The organism is Methylobacterium radiodurans (genome assembly GCF_003173735.1).
In the GTDB taxonomy this organism is placed as follows: domain Bacteria; phylum Pseudomonadota; class Alphaproteobacteria; order Rhizobiales; family Beijerinckiaceae; genus Methylobacterium; species Methylobacterium radiodurans.
Genome location: NZ_CP029551.1, coordinates 4,651,663 through 4,676,958, shown reverse-complemented (window position 1 = coordinate 4,676,958; position 25,296 = coordinate 4,651,663). Strand labels below are relative to the sequence as shown.

General features: G+C 71.3%; 28 protein-coding genes and 1 pseudogene. 16 read left to right on the top strand and 13 right to left on the bottom strand.

Annotated elements, in window-relative coordinates; translation table 11 throughout:
• Positions 1–13: 13 nt before the first annotated feature.
• Positions 14–856, bottom strand: coding sequence for a factor-independent urate hydroxylase (gene pucL / locus DK427_RS21980; RefSeq protein WP_109953238.1), 843 nt, complete (start codon positions 854–856; stop codon positions 14–16).
• Positions 857–884: 28 nt separating this feature from the next.
• The gene (locus DK427_RS21975; RefSeq protein ID WP_109953237.1) at positions 885–2,267 is read right to left on the bottom strand and encodes a nucleobase:cation symporter-2 family protein; all 1,383 of its coding nucleotides are present in this window, start codon (positions 2,265–2,267) and stop codon (positions 885–887) included.
• 193 nt (positions 2,268–2,460) lie between these two features.
• On the opposite strand from DK427_RS21975, the gene DK427_RS21970 reads away from it, so the two are divergent.
• Complete coding sequence (locus DK427_RS21970; RefSeq protein WP_109953236.1) at positions 2,461–2,691, top strand: hypothetical protein; 231 nt, start codon at positions 2,461–2,463, stop codon at positions 2,689–2,691.
• A 24-nt stretch (positions 2,692–2,715) separates the two neighbouring features.
• On the opposite strand, the pseudogene DK427_RS21965 reads toward DK427_RS21970, so the two are convergent.
• Positions 2,716–3,708: pseudogene (locus DK427_RS21965) on the bottom strand (hypothetical protein).
• Positions 3,709–4,108: 400 nt separating this feature from the next.
• Here DK427_RS21965 and uraD point away from each other — a divergent pair.
• The 4 genes from uraD (at position 4,109) to DK427_RS21940 (ending at position 6,865) form a co-directional block, all read left to right on the top strand.
• Entirely contained in the window at positions 4,109–5,002 is an 894-nt protein-coding gene (gene uraD / locus DK427_RS21960) for a 2-oxo-4-hydroxy-4-carboxy-5-ureidoimidazoline decarboxylase (protein WP_109953235.1), read from the top strand.
• A gap of 59 nt (positions 5,003–5,061) precedes the next feature.
• Positions 5,062–5,340, top strand: coding sequence for an acylphosphatase (locus DK427_RS21955; RefSeq protein WP_109953234.1), 279 nt, complete (start codon positions 5,062–5,064; stop codon positions 5,338–5,340).
• A gap of 443 nt (positions 5,341–5,783) precedes the next feature.
• A complete protein-coding gene (locus DK427_RS21945; protein WP_109953232.1) occupies positions 5,784–6,518 on the top strand; it encodes a DUF599 domain-containing protein in 735 nt (244 codons plus the stop codon).
• Positions 6,515–6,865 carry a DUF3253 domain-containing protein gene (locus tag DK427_RS21940; protein WP_109953231.1) on the top strand — a complete coding sequence of 117 codons (351 nt, stop codon included), beginning with the start codon at positions 6,515–6,517 and terminating at the stop codon, positions 6,863–6,865. The genes DK427_RS21945 and DK427_RS21940 overlap by 4 nt, the downstream gene beginning before the upstream one ends.
• Here the strand turns inward: DK427_RS21940 and DK427_RS21935 are convergent.
• The gene (locus DK427_RS21935) at positions 6,805–7,629 is read right to left on the bottom strand and encodes a YdcF family protein (protein WP_109953230.1); all 825 of its coding nucleotides are present in this window, start codon (positions 7,627–7,629) and stop codon (positions 6,805–6,807) included. The two genes, DK427_RS21940 and DK427_RS21935, sit on opposite strands and share 61 nt — an antisense overlap.
• A gap of 7 nt (positions 7,630–7,636) precedes the next feature.
• A complete protein-coding gene (locus DK427_RS21930) occupies positions 7,637–8,293 on the bottom strand; it encodes an RraA family protein (RefSeq protein ID WP_109953229.1) in 657 nt (218 codons plus the stop codon).
• Positions 8,294–8,454: 161 nt separating this feature from the next.
• Here DK427_RS21930 and DK427_RS21925 point away from each other — a divergent pair, with 161 nt between their 5' ends.
• The 4 genes from DK427_RS21925 to dprA are packed head-to-tail and all read left to right on the top strand — an operon-like array spanning position 8,455 to position 12,546.
• Entirely contained in the window at positions 8,455–9,402 is a 948-nt protein-coding gene (locus DK427_RS21925; RefSeq protein WP_109953228.1) for an aspartate carbamoyltransferase catalytic subunit, read from the top strand.
• 5 nt (positions 9,403–9,407) lie between these two features.
• The gene (locus DK427_RS21920; protein WP_109954314.1) at positions 9,408–10,718 is read left to right on the top strand and encodes a dihydroorotase; all 1,311 of its coding nucleotides are present in this window, start codon (positions 9,408–9,410) and stop codon (positions 10,716–10,718) included.
• Entirely contained in the window at positions 10,718–11,323 is a 606-nt protein-coding gene (plsY, locus tag DK427_RS21915) for a glycerol-3-phosphate 1-O-acyltransferase PlsY (RefSeq protein WP_425452607.1), read from the top strand. The genes DK427_RS21920 and plsY overlap by 1 nt, the downstream gene beginning before the upstream one ends.
• 56 nt (positions 11,324–11,379) lie before the next feature.
• The gene (dprA, locus tag DK427_RS21910; RefSeq protein ID WP_109953227.1) at positions 11,380–12,546 is read left to right on the top strand and encodes a DNA-processing protein DprA; all 1,167 of its coding nucleotides are present in this window, start codon (positions 11,380–11,382) and stop codon (positions 12,544–12,546) included.
• A gap of 419 nt (positions 12,547–12,965) precedes the next feature.
• Here dprA and ruvX read toward each other — a convergent pair whose 3' ends face one another.
• Together ruvX and DK427_RS21895 are read right to left on the bottom strand one after the other, a co-directional pair.
• A complete protein-coding gene (gene ruvX, locus DK427_RS21900) occupies positions 12,966–13,457 on the bottom strand; it encodes a Holliday junction resolvase RuvX (protein WP_245931078.1) in 492 nt (163 codons plus the stop codon).
• Between the two features lie 76 nt (positions 13,458–13,533).
• Positions 13,534–14,103, bottom strand: coding sequence for an SMI1/KNR4 family protein (locus DK427_RS21895; protein WP_109953224.1), 570 nt, complete (start codon positions 14,101–14,103; stop codon positions 13,534–13,536).
• Positions 14,104–14,216: 113 nt separating this feature from the next.
• Here DK427_RS21895 and DK427_RS21890 point away from each other — a divergent pair, with 113 nt between their 5' ends.
• The 5 genes from DK427_RS21890 (at position 14,217) to gatB (ending at position 18,240) form a co-directional block, all read left to right on the top strand.
• Entirely contained in the window at positions 14,217–14,387 is a 171-nt protein-coding gene (locus tag DK427_RS21890; RefSeq protein ID WP_204165356.1) for a hypothetical protein, read from the top strand.
• A 123-nt stretch (positions 14,388–14,510) separates the two neighbouring features.
• Positions 14,511–14,798 (top strand): Asp-tRNA(Asn)/Glu-tRNA(Gln) amidotransferase subunit GatC, encoded by a 288-nt coding sequence (gatC, locus tag DK427_RS21885; RefSeq protein WP_109953223.1) that lies wholly within the window; start codon positions 14,511–14,513, stop codon positions 14,796–14,798.
• Positions 14,799–14,890: 92 nt separating this feature from the next.
• Positions 14,891–16,372 (top strand): Asp-tRNA(Asn)/Glu-tRNA(Gln) amidotransferase subunit GatA, encoded by a 1,482-nt coding sequence (gene gatA / locus DK427_RS21880; protein WP_109953222.1) that lies wholly within the window; start codon positions 14,891–14,893, stop codon positions 16,370–16,372.
• The gene (locus DK427_RS21875) at positions 16,369–16,668 is read left to right on the top strand and encodes a hypothetical protein (RefSeq protein WP_109954311.1); all 300 of its coding nucleotides are present in this window, start codon (positions 16,369–16,371) and stop codon (positions 16,666–16,668) included. Before gatA ends, DK427_RS21875 begins: the two co-directional genes overlap by 4 nt.
• Positions 16,669–16,767: 99 nt before the next feature.
• Positions 16,768–18,240, top strand: a complete 1,473-nt coding sequence (gene gatB / locus DK427_RS21870; RefSeq protein ID WP_109953221.1) for an Asp-tRNA(Asn)/Glu-tRNA(Gln) amidotransferase subunit GatB — start codon at positions 16,768–16,770, stop codon at positions 18,238–18,240.
• Between the two features lie 643 nt (positions 18,241–18,883).
• Here gatB and DK427_RS21865 read toward each other — a convergent pair.
• The 5 genes from DK427_RS21865 to DK427_RS21845 all read right to left on the bottom strand — a co-directional run bounded on the left by DK427_RS21865 (position 18,884) and on the right by DK427_RS21845 (position 22,951).
• Entirely contained in the window at positions 18,884–19,915 is a 1,032-nt protein-coding gene (locus tag DK427_RS21865) for an efflux RND transporter periplasmic adaptor subunit (RefSeq protein WP_425452606.1), read from the bottom strand.
• Complete coding sequence (locus tag DK427_RS21860) at positions 19,912–20,106, bottom strand: DUF1656 domain-containing protein (RefSeq protein WP_109953219.1); 195 nt, start codon at positions 20,104–20,106, stop codon at positions 19,912–19,914. Before DK427_RS21860 ends, DK427_RS21865 begins: the two co-directional genes overlap by 4 nt.
• Positions 20,107–20,117: 11 nt before the next feature.
• Positions 20,118–22,190 (bottom strand): FUSC family protein, encoded by a 2,073-nt coding sequence (locus DK427_RS21855; RefSeq protein WP_109953218.1) that lies wholly within the window; start codon positions 22,188–22,190, stop codon positions 20,118–20,120.
• Positions 22,183–22,608, bottom strand: coding sequence for a DUF4345 domain-containing protein (locus DK427_RS21850; RefSeq protein ID WP_109953217.1), 426 nt, complete (start codon positions 22,606–22,608; stop codon positions 22,183–22,185). Before DK427_RS21850 ends, DK427_RS21855 begins: the two co-directional genes overlap by 8 nt.
• A 70-nt stretch (positions 22,609–22,678) precedes the next feature.
• Entirely contained in the window at positions 22,679–22,951 is a 273-nt protein-coding gene (locus tag DK427_RS21845) for a hypothetical protein (protein ID WP_109953216.1), read from the bottom strand.
• Between the two features lie 333 nt (positions 22,952–23,284).
• Between DK427_RS21845 and DK427_RS21840 the strand changes: the two genes are divergently transcribed.
• On the top strand, positions 23,285–23,920 hold the full coding sequence (locus DK427_RS21840; RefSeq protein WP_109953215.1) for a glutathione S-transferase family protein: 636 nt from the start codon (positions 23,285–23,287) through the stop codon (positions 23,918–23,920).
• Positions 23,921–23,952: 32 nt separating this feature from the next.
• On the opposite strand, the gene DK427_RS21835 is transcribed toward DK427_RS21840, so the two are convergent.
• Complete coding sequence (locus DK427_RS21835) at positions 23,953–24,477, bottom strand: DUF2147 domain-containing protein (RefSeq protein ID WP_109953214.1); 525 nt, start codon at positions 24,475–24,477, stop codon at positions 23,953–23,955.
• A gap of 251 nt (positions 24,478–24,728) precedes the next feature.
• Here DK427_RS21835 and ndk point away from each other — a divergent pair, with 251 nt between their 5' ends.
• Entirely contained in the window at positions 24,729–25,151 is a 423-nt protein-coding gene (ndk, locus tag DK427_RS21830; protein ID WP_109953213.1) for a nucleoside-diphosphate kinase, read from the top strand.
• The last annotated feature ends 145 nt before the right edge of the window (positions 25,152–25,296 follow it).

The following is a 25,296-nucleotide window of genomic DNA, read 5'->3' as shown; positions in this document are numbered from 1 at the left end:
CGCTCCCGGCGCCCTACGCGGCCCTGCCGACCGTCGCCTCGATCTGGCCGTGCGGCTCGTCGGTCGGCAGGAAGACCGTGCCGGGGTTATCGAGCCCGAAGGGCCTGAGATTGATCGGGATGTAGTGCTTGTTCGGCATGGCGAAGGCGATCTCGGCGATCTCCGGGATCGCGGCGAGCACGGCCTCGCCCATCCGGTACATCGAATCCTGCACGCTCGCCGAGTAGGTGGTGCCGAACACCCGGATCAGGGTCTCGAGCACGGCCGCGTTGGCGGTCGCGTAATCGATGGGCGCGTCCCGCCAGGTCCAGGTGGCGTCCATGCTGGTGGCGGCGATGCGGTCGTCGGTGTCGGCGAGCGTGCGGTAGCCGTCGTCGAAGAAGTTCGACCAGCCGGACTGCGTGGTCTTCATGAAGGTGTAGCCGCGCAGGCCCGAGCGCAGCACGGCGCCCGCACGGTTCGCCACGAGCCCGACGTAGCCGGTGCCGTTGCCGTCGAGGGTGAAGGTGTGGCCGTGAGGCGTGCCGTCGATCGCGTGGCGCAGCCAGCGCGTCTCGCGCCCCTCGATCGAGATCTCCGCGACCTGCGGGTAGGTGTCGAGGAAGAGGGCGGCGACGGCCTGCACGAAGGCCTCCGCGTCGAGGGCGACGTTGCGCGCCGCCACCACGTTGACGATGTTCTTCACGGTGTCGGTCGCGATGCAGGCGCGGTTGTCGGCCTGCGTCCAGGCGGCGTCGAACCCGCCCTTCATGAGCACCGTCAGCGTCAGCTCCCGCGGCGTGTGGTGGTCGCCGTCCCGGGCGAGCCGCATCACGCGGACGCGGCCCTTGCCGTAGGTCGAGGCGGTCAGGGGCATCGTGGGCTCCGGTCGGTTCGCGGTGCGGTCAGTGGGCTTCGGCGACCCAGGCCTGGCGGATCGCCGCGTCGCGGGCCTCCGCGGCGGCGCCGAGCCTGTTGAAGAACAGGTTCAGGCCCACCGCCGAGATCGCCGCGAGCAGGATGCCCGATTCCAGCAGCGGATGCAGCGCGTGCGGCATCTGCTTGAAGAAGGTCGGCGCGACCAGCGGGATCATGCCGAAGCCCACCGAGACCGCGACGATGAACAGGTTGTTGCGGTTGCCCGCGAAATCGACGCCCCCGAGGATGCGCGTGCCGGTGGCGCCGACCATGCCGAACATCACGAGGCCTGCCCCGCCGAGCACGCATTGCGGCACGGCCTCGACGAGCGCCGCGAGCTTCGGGATCAGCCCGAGACCGAGCATGATGAAGCCGCCCGCCACCGTGACCCAGCGCGAGCGCACGCCGGTCACGCCCACGAGGCCGATATTCTGCGAGAACGAGGTGTAGGGGAAGGTGTTGAACACGCCGCCGATCACGGTGCCGAGTCCGTCCGCGCGCAGGCCCCGGGCGAGGCGCCGCTCGTCGACCGGATCGGCGGTGATCTCCGAGAGCGCCAGGAACATGCCGGTCGACTCGATCATCACGACGATCATCACGAGGCAGAGGGTGATGATCGCGACCGGGTCGAAGGTCGGCCAGCCGAACGCGAAGGGGCGCACCACGTCGAACCAGGCGGCCGCGGCGACCCGGTCGAGATGGACGAGGCCTGCGAAGCCGGACACGATCATGCCGAGCACGATGCCGATCAGGACCGAGGCCGAGGCGGCGAAGCCCGTGGCGTAGCGGGCGACGAGCAGGATGACGCAGAGCACGAAGGCGGCGATGCCGAGATAGAGCGGCGCGCCGTAGTTCGGGTTGCCGACGCCGCCCGCGGCCCAGTTCACGCCGACGCGCATCAGCGAGATGCCGATGACAAGGATGATCGTCCCGGTCACCACTGGCGGGAACAGGGGCAGCAGCCGCCCGACCAGGGGCGCGACCAGGAGCCCGAACAGGCCCGAGGCGATCACCGCACCGTAGATACCGGTCAGGCCGATCTCCGGGTTCACGCCCATCGCCACCATCGGGGTGACCGCCGCGAAGGTGACGCCCATCATCACCGGCATGCGGATGCCGATACCCGGCAGGCCCCAGCTCTGGATCAGGGTGACGATGCCGCATGCGAAGAGGTCGGCGCTCACGAGGAGCGCCACCTGCTCCGGGGAGAGTTTGAGGGCGCGCCCGACGATGAGGGGCACCGCCACGGCGCCCGCATACATCACCAGCACGTGCTGGAGGCCGAGACGCCCCAGCGCGCCGCGGGACAGCCGGGCTCCGGGGACCGGATCGGACCCGGCGGCGGACGGCGCGGGAGAGGGCAACGACATGGACAGCCTCCGTGAGCGGCGTCGGCCTCGGCGTTCCGGCGCCGGCCTGACGCATTCGATGCAGACCATGTGCCAGAGGCAGGCGGCGACCGGGTCGATCTGCATCCCAGCACGGAACATTTCTCAGCATTCGGTCCTTTAGGGCCCAGACCGCGTGACAACCGCGTCGACGAAACCTGGACACTGCCGGACCATGACTAGATCAGCGTCGCTCGCCGCCGCCCTCGCGCTCGGCCTCGCCATGTGCGGCTCCGCCCAGGCCCAGTCGGTCGGTGCGCCGGCCGGCCGGGAGCCGGCCACCGCGGCCGGCGGGACGCAGGGGATCGCCGGCAAGCGCAACGTGGAGCGCGCCTTTCGCCAGGGCGACGCCGTGCGCGCGCCCCGGGGCCTCGGTGTCCCGGTCAAGGCCAGGCAGCGGCGCTGAGCGGGACGCCCCCAAGGGACAGTCTCAGAAGACGTGGATCGACACGCCGGCCAGGAAGGTATTCTCCTCCGCGCCGGCCCCGGAGATGCCGGCGGTGTAGATCCCCGGCGTGACCGCCCGGTTGTAGTAGTCCATGTCGTTGCCGAACTTGTTCCGCTAGTACTGGAACCCGACGAACGCGTCGAGACGGCCGGGCTGGTTCCAGATCATCTTGCCCACATCGAGCACGAGGTTGGTGCGGGACAGGAACTCGACGGTCGTCGGCGTGGATGTGGGCGTGCTCGTCCGCCCCTTGGGCATCACGATGTTGTTGAACCCCGCGACCCGCAGCGGGAAGCCGCCGAGCAATCCGTCCAGCGGGAAGCTGTAGACGATCTCGAATTCCGGCGTCGTGTCGAAGCCGACGTCGCGATAGAGCGCCACCGCGAAGCCGTTGCGGTTCCACTCCTTCGAGGCGTGGACCGCCACGTTCAGGAAGCCGATTGTGACGTCGACGGAGAAGACGAGACCGCCGACCACGAGGCGCTTGCGCGGCCCGAACGGCGTGTTCTTCGCGTTGGCGTCGAAGCCGAAGGAGAGCGAGACGTCCTCGATCAGCCCGCCGATCGCGAAGGCCTTGGTATCCGTGATCTTGTTGCCGCTGAGCGTGCCGCGATAGAGGCCGTAGGCCTCCGTCGCGCCGTAGCCGAACGGCGTCGTCTGGCCCGGGATCTCGTTGCGCGTCCCGGCGGGATCCTGGGAGCCGGATTTCAGCACGTCCAGCGAGAGGAAGTTCGTGCCATAGGCCCAGGCATTCGCGTGCGCGATATTGAGGACGTTCTTCGGGATATCGCGCCCGTCGCTCGGATCAGCGGTCTTGAGCCTGGGAATGCCCGGCTCCGCGGCGGTGAAGACATACCGGTAGCTGATCTGCGTGTCGGCGAAGACGAAGAAGGGCGCCTCCTTCGGCTCGGCACGCTCGGGCGCCGCCCGCTGCCGCACCGCGTCCATGTCGGCGGCGCTCGCCGCCGCGACCATCCCCAGCGGTAACACCGCCGCGACCGCTACCGCCGCCTTCCACCCGACCATGACAATCCCCCGATCGGACCTATTCAGTCTTTCGGTCGCAATCGAGGTGCCATTCCGGCGCTCGAGAAATCCTGTTCGCCAAGCCATCTCCAGAATGCAACATCCCACACGATAAAGATGATCAGCGCTTCGGCAAATAGTGAGATATGCTGCAGGACTGGGCGCGCCCGGAGCCCGTGTTGGGCATACCCCGCTCCCTCGACGGGATTCAGCTGATCAACGGACGCGTCGAGCGGCGGGCTCGCCTGGGCATTGCGCCGCGGTGGGCGCCCCGGATGCCGGTTCCTGGCGCAAGGCCTGCTATGCCGGGCAGCGCCCCGGATCGCCGGCGCGCCGACCGAGAGAGACGATGGCTTCCGCTCCCCTCACCCTCACCGCCCTCAACGCGATGCCGGAGCCGGACTTCGTCGCGGCGCTCGGCGCGGTCTACGAGCACGCGCCCTGGGTGGCCGCGGCCGCCTCGGCCCGGCGGCCCTTCGCGACGGTCGAGGCGCTCGCGGACGCGATGCGGGCGGTGATCGAGGAAGCGCCGGACGGGCAGCGTCTTGCCCTGCTTGCCGGCCATCCGGAACTCGCCGGGCGCGCCGCGCGGGCCGGGCGGATCGAACCCGCTTCCGTCGCGGAGCAGGCGGCGGCCGGGCTCGATCGCCTGTCGGAGGCCGAGTACGCCCGCTTCGAGGCGCTGAACGCGGCCTACCGGGCGCGGTTCGGGATCCCGTTCATCCTCTGCGTGAAGCGGCACGGCCGGGCCTCGCTGCTCCGCCGCTTCGAGGCCCGGCTCGCCTCGGCCCCGGAGACCGAGCGGCGCACGGCCCTCGCCGAGGTCTTCCGCATCGGCGCGATCCGCCTGAACGGGCTGGTCGCGGGGGAGGGGCCGCCGCGCACCACGGGGCGGATCTCGACCCACGTGCTGGACACGGTGCGGGGCCGGCCCGCCGCGGGGATCGGCGTGGAACTCCACGAGATCGTCTCGGCCGAGGAGACCGTCCTCGTCGCCCGCGCGGTGACCAACGCGGACGGGCGCACCGACGCGCCGCTGATCGGCGGGCGTCCGGTGCCGATCGCGATCTACGAGCTGCGCTTCGCGCTCGGCGCCTACCATCGCGCGGCCGGATACGACTTGGCCGATCCGCCCTTCCTCGACGTCGTGCCGCTGCGCTTCGGCGTGTCGGAGCCGGAAGGGCACTACCACGTGCCCCTGGTGGCGACGCCCTGGAGCTTCCAGACCTATCGCGGCAGCTGAGGCGGGCTTGCCGGCCGGGCGCGCCGGCCCAGTTCCGCAGGCGACCGGAGGGTGATGCGGTGAGCGGGACGAAGACCGTCGCGGTGGTGATCAGCGGCCGGGTACAGGGCGTGTCCTACCGGGCCTGGACCGAGCGCGAGGCACGGGCGCGCGGCCTCTCGGGCCATGTGCTTAACTGCGAAGACGGCACGGTCGAAGCCATGTTCTCAGGGCCCGAAGCCGCGGTGGATGCGATGCTTGCGGCCTGCCGTCAGGGGCCGCCGGGGGCGCGGGTGGACGACGTGGTGGCGACGGCGCCGGCCGAGGCACCGCCCTCCGGCTTCCGCATCCTGTCGTAGGATCGCATCGAGAGGACTTGGGCCCCCGATACACTTGGCTGACGGAAGGGCTGCTCAGGGTGGTAAGCGAACGGGCATCCCATGCCGTGGCCGATCTGCTATCCTGCTTGAATGCGTGCTGGCGAAACTGAACTTGAGATGGTCAGACGGCACGTCGAGGAGGGTGCCGGGCACATCGCGAACCAACGCGCGCTGATCGCTCGCCTCCGGGAGGATGGCTTGCCGACCCAAGAGGCAGAGGCGCTCCTTGAGACCTTCGAAGACCTCCAGCGCCAGCACGAGGACCACCTTGCGCGGACGCTCGGTAAGCAGGTGTAAGAGGTCCGTTCAGGGTTTCATGCAGCGCCCGGCCGGTCCCGCAAGTCGGGCCTCGACCCCATAAACGCCTTCCGACCCCGGCGCCCGGCTGATATGCCCCCGCGGCAACGATCCTCCGGCAGACCATGACCGACCTGAAGACCGCCGCCGCGGCGTTCTCGCCGCTCGACCTGGGCGCGCTCCTGTTCTTCGTCGCCGCCTGGACCGGCTACGCGCTCTCAGTCGGGCGCCTGCGCGGCCGGATGGTGTCGCTCTCGCAGATCATGAACCGGCAGCGCGAGATCTGGGCGCGCCAGATGATCCAGCGCGACAACCGGGTGGTCGACACCACGATCAACGCCTCGCTGCAGAACGGCACCGCCTTCTTCGCCTCAACCTCGCTGATCGCGCTCGGCGGCGTGCTCACGCTCTCGCGCTCGAGCGACGACGTGCTCAGCCTGTTCGGCGCGCTGGCGCTCGGCGGCGCCGCCACCCGGCTCACCTGGGAGATCAAGGTGGCGGGGCTCGCGGTGGTCTTCGTCTACGCCTTCTTCAAGTTCACCTGGGCCTACCGCCTGTTCAACTACGGCTCGATCCTGATCGGGGCGGTGCCGCCGAAGGGCTCGGGTGCGGACGAGGCCGCGATGCTGCGCGCGGCGCGCCGCGCCGCCGCGATGAACATCGCCGCCGGCCAGCAGTTCGCGCGGGGCCAGCGCGCCTTCCTGTTCGCGCTGGCCTATCTGGGCTGGTTCGTCAGTCCCTATCTCTTGATGCTCACCACCACCGCGGCGGTTCTGGTGATGTGGCGCCGCCAGTTCGCCTCCGAGATCCGGAGCGCGCTCCTGGAGGAGGACGAGGTTCTGAAGGAGAGCGCGCGATGAACGGACCCGGCAAGAGTGCGGAAAAGAAGAGCGCGGACAAGAAGCCCGGGCAGACGGCGAACGAGGCCCTGATCGAGACGACGCTGCTCGACCTCGTGGACGGGCGTGGGCCGGGCAAGACGGTCTGCCCGTCCGAGGTCGCCCGCGCCATCGGCGGCCCGCATCCGGACGGGTGGGGCAAGCTGATGCAGCCGGTGCGGCGCGTCGCCGTGCGGCTCGCCAAGGCCGGGCGGATCGCGATCCTGCGGAAGGGACGCCCGGTCGATCCGGACGACTTTCGCGGCGTCTACCGGCTCGGACCCGCAGGGGACGCGTCGTCGGGCCCCGGCAGCCAGCCGGAGGTGTAGCCCGCGAACCTGTAGACCGCGAGGCCGATCCATTCCTTCACGGCGAGATCGAGCTGGAACAGCCCGTCCGAGGCGAAGCTGACCGGGCGGTAGAGGTCGCCCCAGCCGCCGGTGCGGTAATCGACCGGGAAGGCGGTGACGCGAAAGCCCGCCTGCCGGAAGCAGCCGACCGCGCGCGGCATGTGCCAGCCCGAGGTGACGAGGAGCCAGCGCTCCTCGGGCTTGGGCTGCACCAGCTCGGCGCTGAAGCGGGCGTTCTCGTGTGTGTTGCGCGAGCGGCCCTCGAGGATCAGGCGCGAGCGCGGCAGGCCGAGCGTATCGGCGTAGCGGCTGATGATGTCCGCCTCGCTGTCGCCGCCGGCCCTCAGGTTGCCGCTGCCCCCCGAGAACACGAGGCGCGCCTGCGGGTAGCGCCGGGCCAGGGCCGCCGCGTAGGTCTGGCGCTCGTCCGCGTCGTTGCCGACGAACTGGCCACGGGCCGTGGCGATGCGGGTCTCGATCCCGCCGCCGAGCAGGATTATGCCGGTGACGGGCTCGCCGTCGTCCTCGAAGCGGGGGAAACGCTCCTCCAGCGGCAGCATCGCCAGCGCAGGCAGCGGCGAGAGGCCGCCGAGCGCCAGCCCGACGCCCGCGAAGACGACGAGGAAGCCGCCCGTCCCGCGCCAGCCGAGGCCGAACAGTGCGGCCCCCGCGAGCACGCAGAGGATCAGGAAGTTCGACGGGGTGATCAGGAAGAAGATTAGCTTCGAGGCGGGGAAGAACATCGTCGGCTCAAGGATTCTTCGTCTCGGCCTCGAAGCGGGCGCGCGTCTCCGCGTCCGGCGGCAGCAGGGCCGATAGGTCGGCGCCCCGCTCGGCCTCTCTGAGAAGCCAGAGGTCGAGCCGCTGCTGCTCGACGGCCTCCAGCGCGACCGACTCGGCGATGTCGGCAGGCAACACGACGGCGCCGTCCGGTCCTGCCACCACGATGTCGCCCGGATGCACCGCCGCGCCCGCACAGGCGACCGGTTCGCCTGTTCCGGCCAGCGCGAGCCCGGTGGATCCCGGGGTCCGGCCGAGGTCCCGGCCCCAGGCGGGCAGGGCGAGGTCGTCGGGCAGGCCCGCATCCGTGACGAGGCCGGCGACGCCGGCCCGCGCCACGGCGGCGGCCAGGAGGCGCGCGAAGGGCAGTGCGCCGCCGCTGCCGGCGGCGTCGATCACCAACACGGCGCCCTCCGGCACCTCTCCGATCGCCTGCGCCAGATCGCCTGCCGCCTCGTCGCGCGCAGGGATCAGCCGCAGGGTGTGGGCGGGCCCGGCAATGGGCGTAGAGGCGCGCAGCTCCAGCCCCGCGAAGGCGTGCGCACGGATTCCGCGGCGGGCGAGCGCCCGGGCGAGGCTGGCCGGGCTCACCGCGAGGAGCGCGTCGCGCAGGGTCGGGTCGATCATGGGCGGATCCTCGGGCGGGCCTTCGGGTCGTTCGGCCCCGGCGAAGTGGGTCGCCGGGCGGGCGCGGCAAGGACGGCCGCCACGAAGGCGTGCGCGAAGTCTCACGAAGCTCCCGCCGCCCTTGCCCGGCCCGGTCCGGCGACCTATCACCGGCCCTCGACATGACCCAAGTCGCGCCCCCGAGCTTCCCCCACCGCCATCTCCTCGGCATCGAGGGGCTGACGCGCCCCGAGATCGAGGGTCTGCTCGACCGGGCGGACGCCGCCGTCGACATCTCCCGACAGGTCGAGAAGAAGCGCACGACGCTCCGGGGCCGCACCCAGATCAACCTGTTCTTCGAGCCCTCGACCCGGACGCAATCCTCGTTCGAGCTCGCCGGCAAGCGGCTCGGCGCCGACGTGATGAACATGTCGGTCGCCTCCTCGTCTGTGAAGAAGGGCGAGACGCTCATCGACACCGCCGCGACCCTGAACGCCATGCGGCCCGACATCATCGTGGTGCGCCACCAGTCGGCGGGCGCCGTGCATCTCCTCGCCCGCAAGGTCGATTGCTCGGTGGTGAACGCGGGCGACGGCGCCCACGAGCATCCGACCCAGGCGCTCCTGGACGCGCTGACCATCCGCCGCAACAAGGGCCGGATCGAGGGGCTTCAGGTCGCGATCTGCGGCGACGTCCTGCATTCCCGCGTCGCCCGCTCGAACATCATCAGCCTGCAGGCGCTGGGCGCCCGGGTGCGGGTGATCGGGCCGACCTCCTTGCTGCCGGCCGGCATCGCGCGCTTCGGCGTCGAGGTCTTCACCGACATGCGCGAAGGCCTCAAGGGCTGCGACATCGTCATGATGCTGCGCCTGCAGCGCGAGCGCATGAACGGCTCCTTCGTGCCCTCGGTGAAGGAGTATTTCCGCTATTACGGCCTCGACGGCGACAAGCTGGCGCTGGCCAAGCCCGACGCCCTGGTGATGCATCCGGGCCCGATGAACCGCGGCGTCGAGATCGCCTCCGACATCGCCGACGGCGCGCAGTCGCTGATCCGCGAGCAGGTCGAGATGGGGGTTGCCGTCCGCATGGCGGTGCTCGAAGCCCTCGCGACCCACCTGCCGAACGGGTGATGCCGATGTCCCTTCGTCCGCTCCTCCTCACCAACGCCCGCCTGCTCGACCCGGCCACCGGGCAGGAGACGCCCGGAAGCGTCCTCGTCCGCGAGGGCCGCATCGCCGACGTCGCCCACGGCGCAGCTCCGGGCGCGCCGGAGGGTGCGGAGCGGATCGACTGCCTCGGCAACGTGGTGGCGCCGGGCCTCGTCGACATGCGCGCCTTCGTGGGCGAGCCGGGCGCGGAGCATCGCGAGACCCTGGCCTCGGCGAGCGCGGCCGCCGCCGCCGGCGGCGTCACGACGCTCGTCTGCATGCCCGACACCAACCCGGTGATCGACGGGCCGGCCATCGTCGACTTCGTGCTGCGCCGCGCCCGCGACACGGCCTGCGTCAACGTCCTGCCGGCGGCGGCCGTCACGAAAGGCCTCGCGGGGCGGGAGATGACCGAGTTCGGCCTGCTGCAGGAGGCCGGCGCCGTGGCATTCACGGACGGTCTCAAGGCGGTGACGAACGCCCAGGTGATGCGGCGCGCCCTGACCTACGCCCGCGATTTCGGCGCGCTCATCATGCAGCACGTCGAGGAGCCGGACCTCGTCGGCGAGGGAGTGATGAACGAGGGCGAGTTCGCCTCCCGCCTCGGACTCGCGGGCATCCCGCGCGAGGCCGAGACGGTGATGCTGGAGCGCGACATCCGCCTCGTGCGCCTCACCGGCGCCCGCTACCACGCGGCGATGATCTCGTGCGCCGATTCCGTCGAGATCGTGCGGCGGGCCAAGGAGGCGGGGCTTCCCGTGACCTGCGGCGTCTCGGTCAACAACCTCGTGCTCAACGAGGGCGATATCGGGCATTACCGCACCTTCTGCCGCCTCGCGCCGCCGCTTCGCCACGAGAGCGACCGGCAGGCCGTGGTGCAGGCCCTGAAGGAGGGCGTCATCGACGTGGTGGTCTCGGACCACAACCCGCAGGACGTCGAGACCAAGCGCCTGCCCTTCGCGGAGGCCGCCAACGGTGCGCTCGGCATCGAGACCCTGCTCGGCGCCGCGCTCCGCCTCGTCCACACGGGCGATATCGGCCTGCCGCGCCTGATCGAAGCCCTGACGGCGGCGCCTGCCGGCATCCTCGGTCGCGAGGCCGGGCGGCTCAATGCGGGCGCCCCGGCCGACATCGTCGTGATCGATCCCGACCTGCCCTACGTCCTCGACAAGCGGCAGCTGAAATCCCGCTCGAAGAACTCGCCCTTCGACGAGGCCCGCCTGCAGGGCGCGGCGGTGCTGACGCTGGTCGGCGGGCGCGTCGTGCACCGTCTGCCCGAGATCGCGGTGGCGGCGTGATCGCGATCTTCGACTTCGCGACCGCGACGGTCGCCGCCTGCCTCGCGCTGGGCTACGCGCTGGGCTCGATCCCGTTCGGGCTGATCCTGACCAAGTTCGCCGGGCTCGGCGACGTGCGGGCGATCGGCTCGGGCAATATCGGCGCGACGAACGTGCTGCGCACCGGCCGCAAGGGGCTCGCCGCCGCGACGCTCCTCGGCGACGCGCTCAAGGGCACCGCCGCGGTTCTGATCGCGGCCCGCTTCGGGGAGGCCGCGATGCTGGCGGCCGGGCTCGGGGCGTTCCTCGGCCATCTCTTCCCGGTCTGGCTCGGCTTCCGCGGCGGCAAGGGCGTGGCGACCTTCATCGGCGTGCTGCTGGCATTCAGCCCCCTCGCGCTCCTGGCCTTCGCGGCCATCTGGCTCGGGCTCGCCTTCGCGCTCCGATACTCCTCGCTCGCGGCTCTGGCGGCCTCCGCCGGCACGCCCCTCGTGCTCTGGGCGCTGGGCCGTCCGGCGGAGGCCCTTCTGTTCGGGCTGCTCGGCCTGCTGCTCTGGTGGAAGCACGAGCCCAACATCCGGCGGCTGATCGCCGGCACCGAGGGGCGGATCGGCCAGAAGGGCTGAGCGCGGGCGCCGCCCCTGTGATAGGGTTCCTAGGACCCTGATCCGGAACCCGCTCCATGCAGCTCACCGACGCGCAGCGCATCGACTGGCTCCGGCTGATCCGCACCGAGGGCGTGGGTCCGCGCACCTTCCGCACCCTGATCAACCGCTACGGCGGCGCGGCCGGCGCCCTCGACGCGCTGCCCGCGCTCACCCGCCGCCAGGGGCGGCCGGTGACGCCGCCGAGCCGTGCGCAGGCCGAGGACGAGATCGCGGCGGCCGCGCGCCTCGGCGCCCGGCTCGTCGCGACCGGCGAGGCGGATTACCCCCGGCTCCTGCAGGTCACCGACAGCGCGCCGCCGCTCCTGGCGGTCCGGGGCGCCGCCGCCGCGCTCGGCCAGCCCGCCGTCGCGATCGTCGGCTCGCGCAACGCCTCGGCGCTGGGCGGCGCCTTCACCGAGCGCCTCGCCCGCGGCCTCGGGGAGGCCGGCCTGACGGTGGTCTCGGGGCTCGCCCGCGGCATCGACGCCCGCGCCCACAAGGCCGCCCTCGGCACCGGCACGGTGGCGGTGCTGGCCGGCGGGCACGACCGGATCTACCCGGCGAACCACGCCGGCCTCGTGGACGAGATCGTCGGGGCGGGCGGCGCCGTCGTCGCCGAGATGCCTATGGGCTGGGAGCCCAGGGGCCGCGACTTCCCGCGCCGCAACCGCATCATCTCGGGGCTCGCCTACGGCACCGTCGTGGTCGAGGCCGCGCGCCGCTCCGGCTCGCTGATCACCGCCCGCTTCGCCCTGGAACAGGGCCGCGAGGTCTTCGCGGTGCCGGGCTCGCCGCTCGACCCGCGGGCGGAGGGCACGAACGACCTGATCCGCCAGGGCGGAACCCTGGTCGCGGAGGTCGATCACGTCCTCGCGGTGATCGCCCCGCTCGTCGGCGGGACGGTGCCGGAGGCGCGGGACGCGCCCGACCTCGCCGACCAGCCGGTCTTCTGGGACGAGATCGACCTCGACGGCATCGCGGTGCCGGTGCCGGCGCCCGGCCTCGACGCGCCCGAGCTGGAGGAGACGGCCGACCCCCGGGCCCGGCTGATCGGCGCGCTGAGCCCCAGCCCGGTCGGCACCGACGCGCTCGCCCGCGCCACCGGCCTCGGCGTGCGCGCGGTGCAGACGCTGCTGCTCGAGCTCGAACTCGACGGCCGGATCGAGCGTCACGGCAGCGGCACGGTCTCGCTGATCCGCTGATGCGACAGGCCTCGTCCCGGCTTCCGTCCCTCAGGGTCCCTCAGGAATTCCGGTTGCGCCGAGGCCTGCGGAAACGCCTCGGCCCTGCTAGGATGCAACGGGTCCGCGCGGCCGGCGATTGTACCGGGGCGCGCAACGTCATGCGGTAGGAGGGCCGGAATGCCGAAACCGGGCTCGGGCACAGCGACCGAGACGCAGCGTCGAAGCCGGACGCCGGACGGCGCGGGCTCCCGCTGTGAGGCCGCGTCGGAGCGCGCACGGCACGCGGCCCTGAACCGTTTCTCCTACAGCGGCGGCTTCGACGGTTACGAGGGCCGCATGACATGCCCGCCGGCCTGGCGCAGGACAGCGTTCCGGGAGGACGAGCGCCGGGGCGAGAGGAAAGCCGCGCGCGATTGAGCCGGCTTCCGCGCCGGCTCCTACGGGTAGACCGGGAACCGATCGCCCCCACTGTCGCCCTCGTCCGATTCCTGCATCATGTCGAGCGCGCCCTGCAGGATGTAGGCGGCGGCAAGCTTGTCCACGAGCTGAGCGCGCCTGGCCCGCGAGGCGTCCGCCTCGATCAGCGCGCGGGTGACGACCGCGGTCGAGAGGCGCTCGTCCTGGAACAGGACCGGCAGGTCGAGGATCGGCTTCAGGTTGCGCACGAAGGCGCGGGTCGATTGCGCCCGCGGCCCCTCCGAGCCGTCCATGTTGAGCGGCAGGCCGAAGACGAGGCCCCCGACAGCGTGCTTCAGGCAGAGGTCGCGCAGGCGCTGCGCATCCGGCGTGAACTTCACCCGCCGGATCGTCTCCAGCGGCGAGGCGATGCGGCGCTGCACGTCGGAGAGCGCGAGCCCGATCGTCCGGGTGCCGAGATCGACGCCGATCAGGCGCGCGCCCCCGCGGGACGCCTCGGCGAAGGCACGGATATCCGCGACGCGGGCGTCCTGGCGGGTATCTTGGCTGGAATCTTGGCGGGGATCCGGGCTGGCCATGGCACCGGCCTTACGGGGCTTCGGCCCCGCGCGCCAGCACCGCGGCCTCGATCCCCTCGAAGAGCGAGGGCAGGGGCTCGGCCGCCTCGCCGAGAACGGTCCGCACGCCCTCGCCCTGCAGCCGCCGGAACAGGGCGTCGAGGCTCTCGCCCCCGAAGCGAACCGTCTCGAGATCGGGTGCCAGGAGCCAGATGTCGTATTCCGGCTCGCCCGCCAGATCCTCTCCCTGCACGTCCCAGAACAGGAAATGGCCGTCCTCGGTCTCGCCGAAGAAGCAGGCCCGGTCGAGCACGCCCGGGTCGTCGCCCTCGACGGCGAAGGCGGGCGGCGCATCGAGCAGGCCGATCGCCGCCTGAATGCTGTGGGCGATCAGCTCGGCGCGCACGACGAGGTCGGCGGCCGGGTAGGGCACGGGTGTCGCCACCCGCACGAACCCGCCCGCGAGCCCCGCCCCGCACGCGCAACAGAAGCTCCGGTACGATTCGGGCAGCGGGAAGCCGAGTTCCCGCTCGGCCCGCGCCATCTCCGCCTCGTCCGAGGGGCAGCCGCGGCGCAGTTCCGCGAATATCTCAGCCCACATCAGCCCCTCCATCCACAGCCGTTAACCCTGTGCGCAGTTCGACGTGGCGCAGGCTGGCACGGTTCCGGCATAGGGTCGTTAACGTCCCGTTAACGCTCCCGGAGGGCCCGCGCTTGACCGCCGCCTCGCCTCGTCCCGCCCGCCGCCTGCCCCGCAAGCACCGGCTGATGCTGCTCCTCGCCTTCGAGATCCTCGTCTTCGGCGCGGGGCAAGCGCACCTCAACCCTGTGAAGCGCGGCGTCGTGGTCGATGTCAGCACAACGCCCAACCACGTGGTGACCTGAAGCATCGCGGCCGGCGCGCAGGTCGCTCCGGCCCCCGCGTTGCGGCGCCGCGAAACCCGGTGCTATAGCCCGGCGGATTTCTTCGATCAGGCCCGCCCCTCCCGGGGCGCGGAACGGGTGAGCATGTCGGTCGACGCACAGACGGTCAGGCGCATCGCGCATCTGGCGCGCATCGCGGTCTCGGAGGAGGAGGTCGCGCCGCTCCAGGGCGAGCTCAACGCCATCCTGGCCTTCGTCGAGCAGCTCGGCACGGTGGACGTCTCCGGCGTCGAGCCGATGACCTCGGTCACCCCGATGGCGATGAAGAAGCGCCAGGACGTCGTGACGGACGGCGAGCGCGCCGCGGACGTGGTGGCCAACGCTCCCGAGACCGAGGACAACTACTTCCTCGTCCCGAAAGTGGTCGAGTAGGCCGGCCCGCGCCCGGCAGCACCCGCCTTGAGCGCCCGGCCGAGCCGCCGGGCAGGCCCCGCCGCCGCACGGCGGACGTGAGGACGGAACACGTGAGCGAACTCAACGAACTCTCCCTCGCCGAGGCGCGCGACGGCCTGAAGGCCAAGCGCTTCTCCGCCCGCGAGCTGACGCAGGCCCATGTCACGGCGGTCGAGCAGGCCCGCGCGCTCAACGCCTACATCTTGGAGACGCCCGAGCGCGCGCTCGCGATGGCCGACGCCTCGGACGCGAAGATCGCGGCGGGCGAGGCCCGCCCGCTGGAGGGCCTGCCGCTCGGCATCAAGGATCTGTTCTGCACCGAGGGTACGAAGACCACCGCGGGCTCGAAGATCCTGGAGAACTTCACGCCGCACTACGAGTCGGCGGTCTCGGCCAATCTCTGGCGCGACGGCGCGGTGATGCTGGGCAAGCTCAACCTCGACGAGTTCGCCATGGGCTCGTCCAACGAGACCAGCGCCTACGGTAACGTCATCTCGCCCTGGCGCCGCAACGGCTCGGACGCGCCGATCGTGCCGGGCGGCTCCTCGGGCGGGTCGGCGGCGGCGGTCGCCGCGCATCTGTGCCTCGGCGCGACGGCCACGGATACCGGCGGCTCGATCCGCCAGCCCGCGGCCTTCACCGGCACCGTCGGCATCAAGCCGACCTACGGGCGCTGCTCGCGCTGGGGCACGGTGGCCTTCGCCTCCTCGCTCGACCAGGCCGGCCCGATCGCCCGCACGGTGCGCGACTGCGCGATCCTCTTGGGCTCCATGTCCGGCTCGGACGCGCGCGACACCACCTGCGCGGACCTGCCCGTGCCCGATTTCGAGGGGGCGGTCTCCCGCGGCGTGAAGGGCCTGACCATCGGCATCCCCCGGGAGTACCGGGTGGACGGCATGCCGGCCGAGATCCAGCGGCTCTGGGACCAGGGCGCGGCCTGGCTCAAGGACGCGGGCGCGACGATCCGGGAGATCTCGCTGCCGCACACCCAGTACGCGCTGCCGGCCTACTACATCGTGGCCCCGGCCGAAGCCTCCTCGAACCTCGCCCGCTACGACGGGGTGCGCTACGGCCTGCGCGTGCCGGCCAATGATATCGTGGGCCTCTACGAGAAGACCCGCGCGGCGGGCTTCGGCCGCGAGGTGAAGCGCCGCATCATGATCGGCACCTACGTGCTCTCGGCGGGCTACTACGACGCCTACTACGTGCGCGCCCAGAAGATCCGCACCCTGATCAAGCGCGACTTCGAGGAGGCCTACGCGGTCGGCGTCGACGCGATCCTCACCCCCGCGACCCCGTCGGCCGCCTTCGGCATCGGCGAGAAGGCCTCGGCCGACCCGGTCGAGATGTACCTCAACGACGTGTTCACCGTGACGGTGAACATGGCCGGCCTGCCGGGCATCTCGGTGCCGGCGGGGCTCGACGCCCAGGGCCTGCCGCTCGGCCTCCAGCTGATCGGCCGCCCCTTCGACGAGGAGACGCTGTTCGCGGCGAGCCAAGTGATCGAGGACGCGGCCGGCCGGGTCAGCCTGCCGAAGCCCTGGTGGGCATGACCGTCCCGTTCTACCCCTGGACCGTCTGGATCTGGGCCGGGCTCGACCCGATCCTCGTTCTGCTGGCGCTCTATCTCGGCTGGACCGCGAGCCAGTTCGGCAAGGTCTTCATCGCGGCGATCATCGCGCTCGCCGTCTCGGTGCTGGCCTCCTGGGCGATCGGCGCGATCGGGATTCCGTGGCCGGCCCCGGTCAGCCACGACGGGCCGACCTTCTTCCCCGTGCGGACGATCGCGGCGCTCCTCTGGGCGATCGTCGGGTTCGGGGCGCGCCGCGCAATCCGGCCCCGCGCTTGACCCGCGCGGGCACCGGCCCCTAACTCACCGCCACAGCGCGAGGGGCTTCAAGCCCCCCGCTCACCCCGCGACCTCCCCCGAGGATCGGCCCGGACGACCATGAACGCACCCGTGAACCCGAAGAAGCTGATCAAGGGCGGCCTGCACGACTGGGAGGTCGTGATCGGCATGGAGATCCACGCCCAGGTCACCAGCCGCTCGAAGCTGTTCTCCGGCGCCGCGACCGCCTTCGGGGCGGAGCCGAACGCCCACGTCTCGCTGGTCGACGCGGCCATGCCCGGGATGCTGCCGGTGATCAACGAGGAATGCGTGGCGCAGGCCGTGCGCACCGGCCTCGGGTTGAAGGCGAAGATCAACCTGCGCTCGGTCTTCGACCGGAAGAACTACTTCTACCCGGACCTGCCGCAGGGCTACCAGATCTCGCAGTACAAGGACCCGATCGTCGGCGAGGGCGAGGTCCTGGTCGATCTGCCCGAAGGCGAGTCGATCACGGTCGGCATCGAGCGCCTGCACCTGGAGCAGGATGCCGGCAAGTCCCTGCACGACCAGGCGCCGAACCTGAGCTTCGTCGATCTCAACCGCTCGGGCGTCGCCCTGATGGAGATCGTCTCGCGGCCGGACCTGCGCTCGTCCGAGGAGGCCAAGGCCTACGTGACGAAGCTGCGCACCATCCTGCGCTATCTCGGCACCTGCGACGGCGACATGGAGAAGGGCAATCTCCGCGCCGACGTGAACGTCTCGGTGCGCCGCCCCGGTGAGCCGCTCGGCACGCGCTGCGAGATCAAGAACGTCAACTCGATCCGCTTCATCGGCCAGGCGATCGAGACCGAGGCGCGCCGCCAGATCGCGATCATCGAGGACGGCGGGACGATCGTGCAGGAGACCCGCCTGTTCGATCCGGGCAAGGGCGAGACCCGCTCGATGCGCTCGAAGGAAGAGGCGCACGATTACCGCTACTTCCCCGATCCGGACCTTCTGCCGCTCGAATTCGATCAGGCCTATGTCGACGGCCTCGCGGCGGGCCTGCCGGAACTACCGGATGCCAAGAAGGCGCGCTTCGTGGCCGATTTCGGCCTCTCGCCCTACGATGCGGGCGTGCTGGTGGCCGAGCGGGCGTCGGCCGACTTCTACGAGGCGGTCGCCAAGGGCCGCGACGGCAAGGCCGCGGCGAACTGGGTGATCAACGAGCTGTTCGGGCGCCTGAACAAGGAGGGTCTCGGCATCGACGAGAGCCCGGTCTCGGCCGACCAGCTCGGCGCGATCATCGACCTGATCGGCGAGGGCACGATCTCCGGCAAGATCGCCAAGGACCTGTTCGAGATCGTCTGGACGGAGGGCGGCGACCCGCGCGCCGTGGTCGAGGCCCGCGGCATGAGGCAGGTCACCGACACCGGCGCCATCGAGACGGCGATCGACCAGATCATCGCCCAGAACCCCGACAAGGTCGCGCAGGCCAAGGAGAAGCCGACGCTGCTCGGCTGGTTCGTCGGCCAGACCATGAAGGCCACCGGCGGCAAGGCCAACCCGGCCGCGGTGAACGCCCTGCTGAAGGCGAAGCTCGGGATCGAGTGAGGTCCGGCTGAGAGTGCGGGCCTCTCCGCTCCCCGCAAGCGGGGAGAGGGGATCCCGCTGCTTGCGGAGCGATCGACCGCCACATGGGTTCAGCCCGCACGCAGCCTGCGGGGCTGTCGGCGAGCGCTCGGCACCTTCGCGATGGTCATCATCCCCGGCCCTGCCGGAGAGAACCGCGCCGGAGACGGCTTGAAGTGGGGCATTTCGCGTGTTCGAAGTCGCGCCGTTCGGCCGCTTCTGCGCCCCTGGAGCCGTCTTCCGCCGGGCTGTCCGCCTGATCTGCCGCTAGGCTCCCGGCCGGACCGGTCCGGGAGTGGTCGTTACGGCGTGCTGCTGGGGTGGAGTCATTCCTGTCTCCTTCAGCTTCGCTCACGGATCGTCGCGCCAGATATTCGCGCCGTGCGCGCCGTATCCGGAACGGTTGTGCTTCCCTTCCCGAAGCACACAGAGAGACTGCGTCCGTATTCGGCAGCCGTCAACCGGAAAATTGCGCCTTCGGTTGGAAGTATTCGCCCCAAGCTCGAACCTTCGCAGCGCACGCCTGACGGATCAGCGACTTAGCCGGCCCTCTTCCGCGCCGCAAAAATCCATGCCCGGTTCGACCGGCATGGACTCGCCCGGCATGGACTCGACCGGCACCAGCTCAGCGCGTGCCGCCGATCGTCCGGCCCAGGTCAGCGAACCAGGCTGGGCGGCTGCCGACGCCGTTGTTGACCACGACCGTCGCGGTCATGCCGGCCACCAGGGGCACGCCCTCCGGCACATGATCGATGCGGATGCGCACCGGGACCCGCTGGGCGAGCCGCACCCAGGTGTAGACCGGATCAACGTTCGGCAGGCCCTGCGTGCTCGTCGATGCGTTCGCGGTGGCGATGCCGAGCGTGATGCTCTCCACCGTGCCCTTCAGCGCCGGCTCGAAGCCCATGAGCTGCATCTCGGCCGGGTCGTTCACGTGGATGTTGGCCATCTTCGTCTCCTCGAAATAGCCGTCGATCCAGAACGAGTCGGTATCGACCACCCGGACGTTGACCGTGCCGGTCGTCGCGTAGTCGCCCTCGCGCAGCAGCAGGTTGGTCACGCGCCCGTTGACCGGCGCGCGCACCTCTGTGCGCTTCAGGTTGATCTGCGCCTGGGAGAGCTGCGCCTTGGCGGTCTCCAGCGCGGCCTCGGCGATCTTGGCGGTGCCCGCGTATTGCTGCTTCTCCTCGACCGAGGTCGAGACGGTGGTCAGCGCCTGCCGCCGCGCGGACTGGGCATTCTTCACCTGCAGGTCGGCCTCGCGGTTCTTCACCTCGGCCTCGGCCTGCGCGACCGCGACCTCGAAGTCGAACGGATCGATCCTGTAGAGCACGTCGCCGCGCTTCACCGCCTGGTTGTCGACGACCTTCAGCGCCACGATCTGGCCCGAGACCTGGGGCGCGACGGCGGCCACCTGGACGCGCACGCGCCCGTCCCGGGTCCAGGGCGCCGTGACGTAGAAGTGCCAGACCACGGCCGCCGCCGCGAGGGCGAGGATGAGGATCGCGGCGGTCGCCCCGATCCGCAGGAGCTTGCGCGCCCGGCCGCCGCGGGGCGACCTCTTCTCCCGAAGCGCGGGCGGCTCGGCGTCCGGGGTGCCGGCGGCGCCGGGTTCGGCCGCGCGGCCCGCTTTCGGATCGTCCTCGTCGGCCATCAGAGCAGCACCACCAGCAGGGCGAGAATGCAGACGTAGATGCCGGCCTCGGCCAGCGGCGGGTTCGCCACGTAACGGCCAAAGCGGATCCGGGTGAGGAGCGGGCGCAAGGCGGCGAGGATCGCGAAGGCGCCGAGCGCGTAGGCGACGAAGGGGGAGATCAGCACCCCGCCAATCTGGAGATCCGCGTGCATTCGCTCCCTCCTCAGAACGGCGCGACGGCGAGGCGCCGCAGGAAGCGGCGGTGGCGGCCGATCACCCGCGCGGCGGTCGCCAGGTCGGTCGCCGCGCGCGCCGTCGTCATCCGCACCGAGCGCGGCTCGTCCGCGGCCGCCCGCGCGAGGTCGCGCGCCGCGGCCTTCAGCCGCCCCGGATGACCGGAGGCCAGAGCCTCCCGGGCCCGCAGGATCGGTGCCCGCAAGCCCTGCGCCCCCCACAGAATCCGCATCTGCGCGTGGGCGCGGGCGGCGGCGGCCTCGATCTGCGCGAGGGCGAAGGCGTGGACCAGCCCCGTGCGCCGCACCGCCCCGCTGCCCGAGCTGTACCGGGCGAACTGGAACAGCCGGTCGGCATGCAGGCTGGTGCGCGCCGTCGCGTCGCCGCCCTCGCCGACGAGAGCCTCGGCGAGGGCGCGCCGGGCGGAATCCAGGGCGAAGGCCCGGTGCTGCGCCGGCGAGATCGGCAGGACGAGGCGCACCGCGAGGAAGAGGATCACCGCCGCCAGGACGACGAGGAGCACGTTCAGCAGGAAGGACGCGGCGTCGTAGCTCTGGGGATTGGACGGCGCCATCAGGGCCGGGAAGAACACCAGGGCGATGAAGCCCACCGTGAAGGTCGGTGGGTTGAGGGACAGGAAGCAGCCGAGGAAGACCGGCGGCGCCATCGCGAGCGCGAGCAGGGGGAAGCCCTGGTAGCCGTTGAGGACGCCGTAGAGCACCACGCCCGCGAAGAGCCCGGCGAGCGGCATGCCGATCAGCACGCCGCGCGCGAAGGCGCGCGGGTCGGGCGTGACCGAGGAGAGCGCGCAGGTCGCGGCGACCTGGACCAGCGCGAAGGAACTCTGCGGCAGGCCGGCCAGGATGAACAGGAAGGCGCTGATCCCGAACGCGATGGCGACGCGCAGGGCCGCCCGGAGGGCGACCGGGAAATCGCGGTGGGTCGGCAGCGGCACGTCGCGCAGGGGCCTGTGCCCGTCGCACATCGCCCGCAGGCCGTCGTCGGCGAAGGTCGCGGCGTTGACGACGTCGAGCGCGCTCTGGAGCAGCATCAACTCGTCGAGCGAACGGTCGCCGTCGCGGATCGCCGCGTCGACGAGGTCGCGCAGGCGCGCGTCGTGCCGGTCGAGCGCCGCGGGGCCGGGCTCGGCCACGTCGCCCGCCGCGACTGCGCGGCAGATCGCCAGCGCCTCCTCCACGGCCGGGCTCCGCGTCTCCAGGCGGCCGGCGGCGCGCGCGACGGCGCGGCACGCCGCCAGCATCGTGTAGAGCGCCGCGATACAGCTGCGCGCCCCCGCCGCGCGATAGGGACCGTCGTCGAGCTCGCCCGCGATGGCGCTCGCATCCGCCCGCATCGGCGCGATTCGACCGATCATCGCGGCGGTGCGCTCGACGCCCGGATCACCGCTCTCGAAGGCCTCCCGCGCGAAGGCCTTCACGCCCGCGAAAGCTTGCGCGAGGGGTGGGCGGAGCGTCCGCCACGTGCTCGGCGAGGCGAGCGCGTCGTTGACGAAGGTGATCACCACCACCGCCACCATGATCGCGGCGAGCCGGGCCACCGCGGCCTCGAACGTGTCCTGCGGCGCGTCGATATGGGCGATCGCGATGATCGCCACCGTGTAGCCCGACAGCATCGCCCCGTAGGCGCGCGTATCCTGGAGGTACTGCGCGACGAACACGCAGAGGCCGAGCCAGGCCGTGAAGGCGACCAGCAGCATCACCCGGTCCTGGCCGAACAGGGCCATGAATAAGATTGCCATCGCGCCGCCGACCGCCGTGCCGAGCAGGCGGTAGACGGCCTTCGAGATCGCCTGGCCGCGCTTGGGTTGGGCCAGGATCGCGACGCCGACCGCCGCGGTCGAGGCACTGTCGAGCTGGAGCCAGAAGGCGACGTAGAGCGCCGCCGTCATACCGATCCAGATGCGGAAGGCGAAGGCCCAGGCCGCCGGCTTCGGCACGAGGGCGTCGAGCCGGTCGATCAGCCGGTCGAGCCGCGATGAGGGCTGCGAAGAGGGCCGTGAGGGGACCCGCGCGGGCACGGGGCTGGCGGCCGCCTCAGACATCCGGGCCGTGATCCGGCAGGGTGGCGGCCGCGTCCCGGGCCCGCGTCGCCACCCGCATCTGCCACAGGCAGAGCAGCGGCGTGACGACGAGCTCCATGCCGAGGGCGCCCAGCATAGTGAGCGACGGGATTCCGGTGAGATAGAGGCCGAGCAGGCGCGCGAGCCCGCCGAGCACCACCACCAGGGTGAGGAAGCGGAACAGCCGCCCCTTGGCCTCGATGCCCGGCACGCAGGTCCAGAACAGGATGCCGATGCCGGCGAGCAGGCCCGAGAGATAGCGGAAGTGGCTGTCCGTCGAGACGCTCTCGACGCCCGGCGAGAGCCCGTTCACGCCGAACAGCACCCCGTAGAGGCCGGCCGTGACCGGGATCACGGCCCCGACCGCCACCACACGCTGAAGTGCCTGCCGCTCGTTCATCGCCCCCCGCGCGCGCCTTCGCCCATCCGCGGATCAGAACCCGCGGGCCGGCCCCGGGTTGCGGGTGCCGTCAGGCTTTGTCGTTGCCCTTCAGGCGCTTGTTGCACTTGCTCCAGTACTGAGGCCATTTCGGTCCTTGCGCGGTTTTCTGCGCGTCGGTGAGCGCGCGCCACTCGGTGCCGCACTGCTTCTGGCGTGCGCGGGCCGCACTCTGGCCGGCGCTCGGCTCCTTGGCAGGCTTGGCGGCTCCCGCCGCCTCCTTGGGCGCCTCCCGCGCCAGGGCCGGCGCGGATACCAAAAGGGGCAGGGCGAGCGCCGCGCCGGCGAGAAGGCGGTGGAGCATGATGGGTATCCGGTCGTTCAGGCCACGAGTCGATTCGCGGCGGGCAATGGGACTTCAGACCCAGGACAACCGGCACGCAAGAGCTTGGCGGTCGCAGTCCCCCGGCATCGCCTGACGGATACGGAGAGCCGTAGCGCAGCTGCGCGGCCAGCGCGCGCTTGAGCGTGGCGCAGGATCCGCGCTAGCTAGGCCTTAGCGGACGGCGCCTGACCGGCCGGCACGCCGGACTTCACATCGGACTTGCGCATCGGACTTGCGGACGCGCATCGTCCTTAACCTCACAGGCTCGCCCGGCGCCCGCCGCCCGGCGAGAACGAGCCGGAGCCCCGATCCATGGCCGCCGTCGCGGGTAAGCCCATCGACCTCCACACTTGGAGCACGCCGAACGGCTGGAAGATCCCGATCATGCTGGAGGAGTGCGGATTGCCCTACCGGGTGGTCCCGGTGAACATCGGCAAGGGCGAGCAGATGGCGCCCGAGTTCCTGAAGATCTCGCCCAACAACAAGATCCCGGCCATCGTCGATCCGGACGGGCCCGGGGGCGAGCCGATCGCGATCTTCGAGTCCGGGGCGATCCTGCAATATCTCGGGCGCAAGACCGGCTGCCTCTACCCGGCGGACGAGCGGGCGCGGGTGGCTGTCGATCAGTGGCTGTTCTGGCAGGTCGGCGGCTTCGGGCCGATTCTGGGCCAGACGCACCATTTCAAGATCTACGCGCCGGAGAAGATTCCCTACGCGATCGACCGATTCGAGGCGGAGGCGCGGCGCCTCTACGGCGTCCTCGACGGGCAGCTCGACGGACGCGACTACATCGCGGGCGACTACTCGATCGCCGACATCGCCACGCTGACCTGGGCCAAGTTCCACGGCAAGCAGGGCATCGATCTCTCGGGCTTCGCGAACGTGCGCCGCTGGCTCGATACGGTGCTGGCCCGCCCCGCCGTGCAGCGCGGGCTCGCCGCGGTCTGACGCAGCCGCCCGCGCGTAGGCGGAACCGCTCGTTACTCCGGCTTCGCGCTCTTCGGCGGCGCGGCGGCCTTGGCGGGCTTGGGCGCCTCCGGCGGGACGACTGCCGCCTGCTGGTTCACATCCGGCACGCGCGTCCAGGTCTGCGAGCCACAGAGGATCTTGAGCAGGCAGCCAGAGACCGAGAGTTCCTGCGCGCTCTCGCGCTCCAGGCTGACCTGATAGGTCTTGCCCTCCTCGATGTTGTAGAGTTCGCCCGAGAACTTCTCCTCGTCGGGCTTCAAGCCCTCGATGAGCTGGAGCCCGATCACCGGCCGGCTGCGCTTCTTCGGATCGGGGTTCTTCAGGTCCGTGCGCGGGGCGCCCGCGTCGGTGTTGGGCACCTTCAGCCACACGACCTTGCCGCAGACGAGGCTCTGGCCGGGGCCGCAGCGGTCGAGGCGGATCTTGGCGCGGCCGTCGCCGGTGAGCCAAGTGCCGCTGGGATCCTTCGGGGCCTCCGCCGAGGCGGTGGCGAGGCCCGCGAGCAGGAGGGCGGCGGAGCCGAGAGCGAGGCGCATGCGGAGATCTCCGAGGCTGGGCGCGCGGGGCGCCGTGGGCGGGAGGAACGTCTGCAAGCGATTACGCGGTCGCAATCGGGCGATTTTTCGGCCCTGTTGCAGCAAAGCCATGGCCGCGCTTGCGCGTGCGGGACGCGGCGCGCGGGTTGAGAGGGCAGGGGCGGGCCGCTATAAGCCCGGCGGCGCAACGGCTTTTCGCCCGACGGACAAGCCGCCGAACCTCTTCCTCGAAAAACACGGACACCGCCAGCATGGCCACCGAGCGCACCTTCTCCATCCTCAAGCCCGATGCCACGCGGCGCAACCTGACCGGCGCCGTCAACGCGGTGATCGAGAAGGCCGGTCTCCGCATCGTCGGCCAGCGCCGCATCCAGATGAGCCGCCAGCAGGCCGAAAAGTTCTACGAGATCCACAAGGAGCGCCCCTTCTTCGGCGAGCTCGTGGAGTTCATGACCTCCGGCCCGGTCGTCGTGCAGGTGCTCGAGGGCGAGAACGCCGTCGCCAAGTACCGTGAGGTGATGGGCGCCACCAACCCGGCCCAGGCCACCGATGGCACCATCCGCAAGCTCTTCGCCGAGTCGGTCGGCGAGAACACCGTGCACGGCTCGGACAGCGCCGAGAACGCCAAGATCGAGATCGCCCAGTTCTTCCAGGACGGCGACATCGTCGGCTGAGGCCCCAACGGCCTTCCCGTACTGCTCGAATCCAAGGCCGCCGGGGCACACCGGCGGCCTGCTTGTTTTCAGGCTCGCGCCGCGCCGCCGAATGACTGCCGGTGTGGCGGCGCCGCCATTGACGGCGAGTCCGGCCGGGCGTCCA

Bases quoted from the DNA above. Each gene is read 5' to 3' on its own strand.
- gatB (WP_109953221.1), top strand. From the start codon at position 16,768: ATGAACGCACCCGTGAACCCGAAGAAGCTGATCAAGGGCGGCCTGCAC.
- DK427_RS21920 (WP_109954314.1), top strand. From the start codon at position 9,408: ATGTCCCTTCGTCCGCTCCTCCTCACCAACGCCCGCCTGCTCGACCCG.
- DK427_RS21895 (WP_109953224.1), bottom strand. From the start codon at position 14,103: ATGTGGGCTGAGATATTCGCGGAACTGCGCCGCGGCTGCCCCTCGGAC.
- dprA (WP_109953227.1), top strand. From the start codon at position 11,380: ATGCAGCTCACCGACGCGCAGCGCATCGACTGGCTCCGGCTGATCCGC.
- DK427_RS21925 (WP_109953228.1), top strand. From the start codon at position 8,455: ATGACCCAAGTCGCGCCCCCGAGCTTCCCCCACCGCCATCTCCTCGGC.
- DK427_RS21850 (WP_109953217.1), bottom strand. From the start codon at position 22,608: ATGAACGAGCGGCAGGCACTTCAGCGTGTGGTGGCGGTCGGGGCCGTG.
- DK427_RS21935 (WP_109953230.1), bottom strand. From the start codon at position 7,629: ATGTTCTTCCCCGCCTCGAAGCTAATCTTCTTCCTGATCACCCCGTCG.
- gatC (WP_109953223.1), top strand. From the start codon at position 14,511: ATGTCGGTCGACGCACAGACGGTCAGGCGCATCGCGCATCTGGCGCGC.
- DK427_RS21845 (WP_109953216.1), bottom strand. From the start codon at position 22,951: ATGCTCCACCGCCTTCTCGCCGGCGCGGCGCTCGCCCTGCCCCTTTTG.
- uraD (WP_109953235.1), top strand. From the start codon at position 4,109: ATGGCTTCCGCTCCCCTCACCCTCACCGCCCTCAACGCGATGCCGGAG.
- DK427_RS21875 (WP_109954311.1), top strand. From the start codon at position 16,369: ATGACCGTCCCGTTCTACCCCTGGACCGTCTGGATCTGGGCCGGGCTC.
- pucL (WP_109953238.1), bottom strand. From the start codon at position 856: ATGCCCCTGACCGCCTCGACCTACGGCAAGGGCCGCGTCCGCGTGATG.
- DK427_RS21835 (WP_109953214.1), bottom strand. From the start codon at position 24,477: ATGCGCCTCGCTCTCGGCTCCGCCGCCCTCCTGCTCGCGGGCCTCGCC.
- DK427_RS21855 (WP_109953218.1), bottom strand. From the start codon at position 22,190: ATGTCTGAGGCGGCCGCCAGCCCCGTGCCCGCGCGGGTCCCCTCACGG.
- DK427_RS21840 (WP_109953215.1), top strand. From the start codon at position 23,285: ATGGCCGCCGTCGCGGGTAAGCCCATCGACCTCCACACTTGGAGCACG.
- DK427_RS21975 (WP_109953237.1), bottom strand. From the start codon at position 2,267: ATGTCGTTGCCCTCTCCCGCGCCGTCCGCCGCCGGGTCCGATCCGGTC.
- DK427_RS21970 (WP_109953236.1), top strand. From the start codon at position 2,461: ATGACTAGATCAGCGTCGCTCGCCGCCGCCCTCGCGCTCGGCCTCGCC.
- ndk (WP_109953213.1), top strand. From the start codon at position 24,729: ATGGCCACCGAGCGCACCTTCTCCATCCTCAAGCCCGATGCCACGCGG.
- DK427_RS21945 (WP_109953232.1), top strand. From the start codon at position 5,784: ATGACCGACCTGAAGACCGCCGCCGCGGCGTTCTCGCCGCTCGACCTG.
- DK427_RS21930 (WP_109953229.1), bottom strand. From the start codon at position 8,293: ATGATCGACCCGACCCTGCGCGACGCGCTCCTCGCGGTGAGCCCGGCC.
- DK427_RS21860 (WP_109953219.1), bottom strand. From the start codon at position 20,106: ATGCACGCGGATCTCCAGATTGGCGGGGTGCTGATCTCCCCCTTCGTC.
- DK427_RS21940 (WP_109953231.1), top strand. From the start codon at position 6,515: ATGAACGGACCCGGCAAGAGTGCGGAAAAGAAGAGCGCGGACAAGAAG.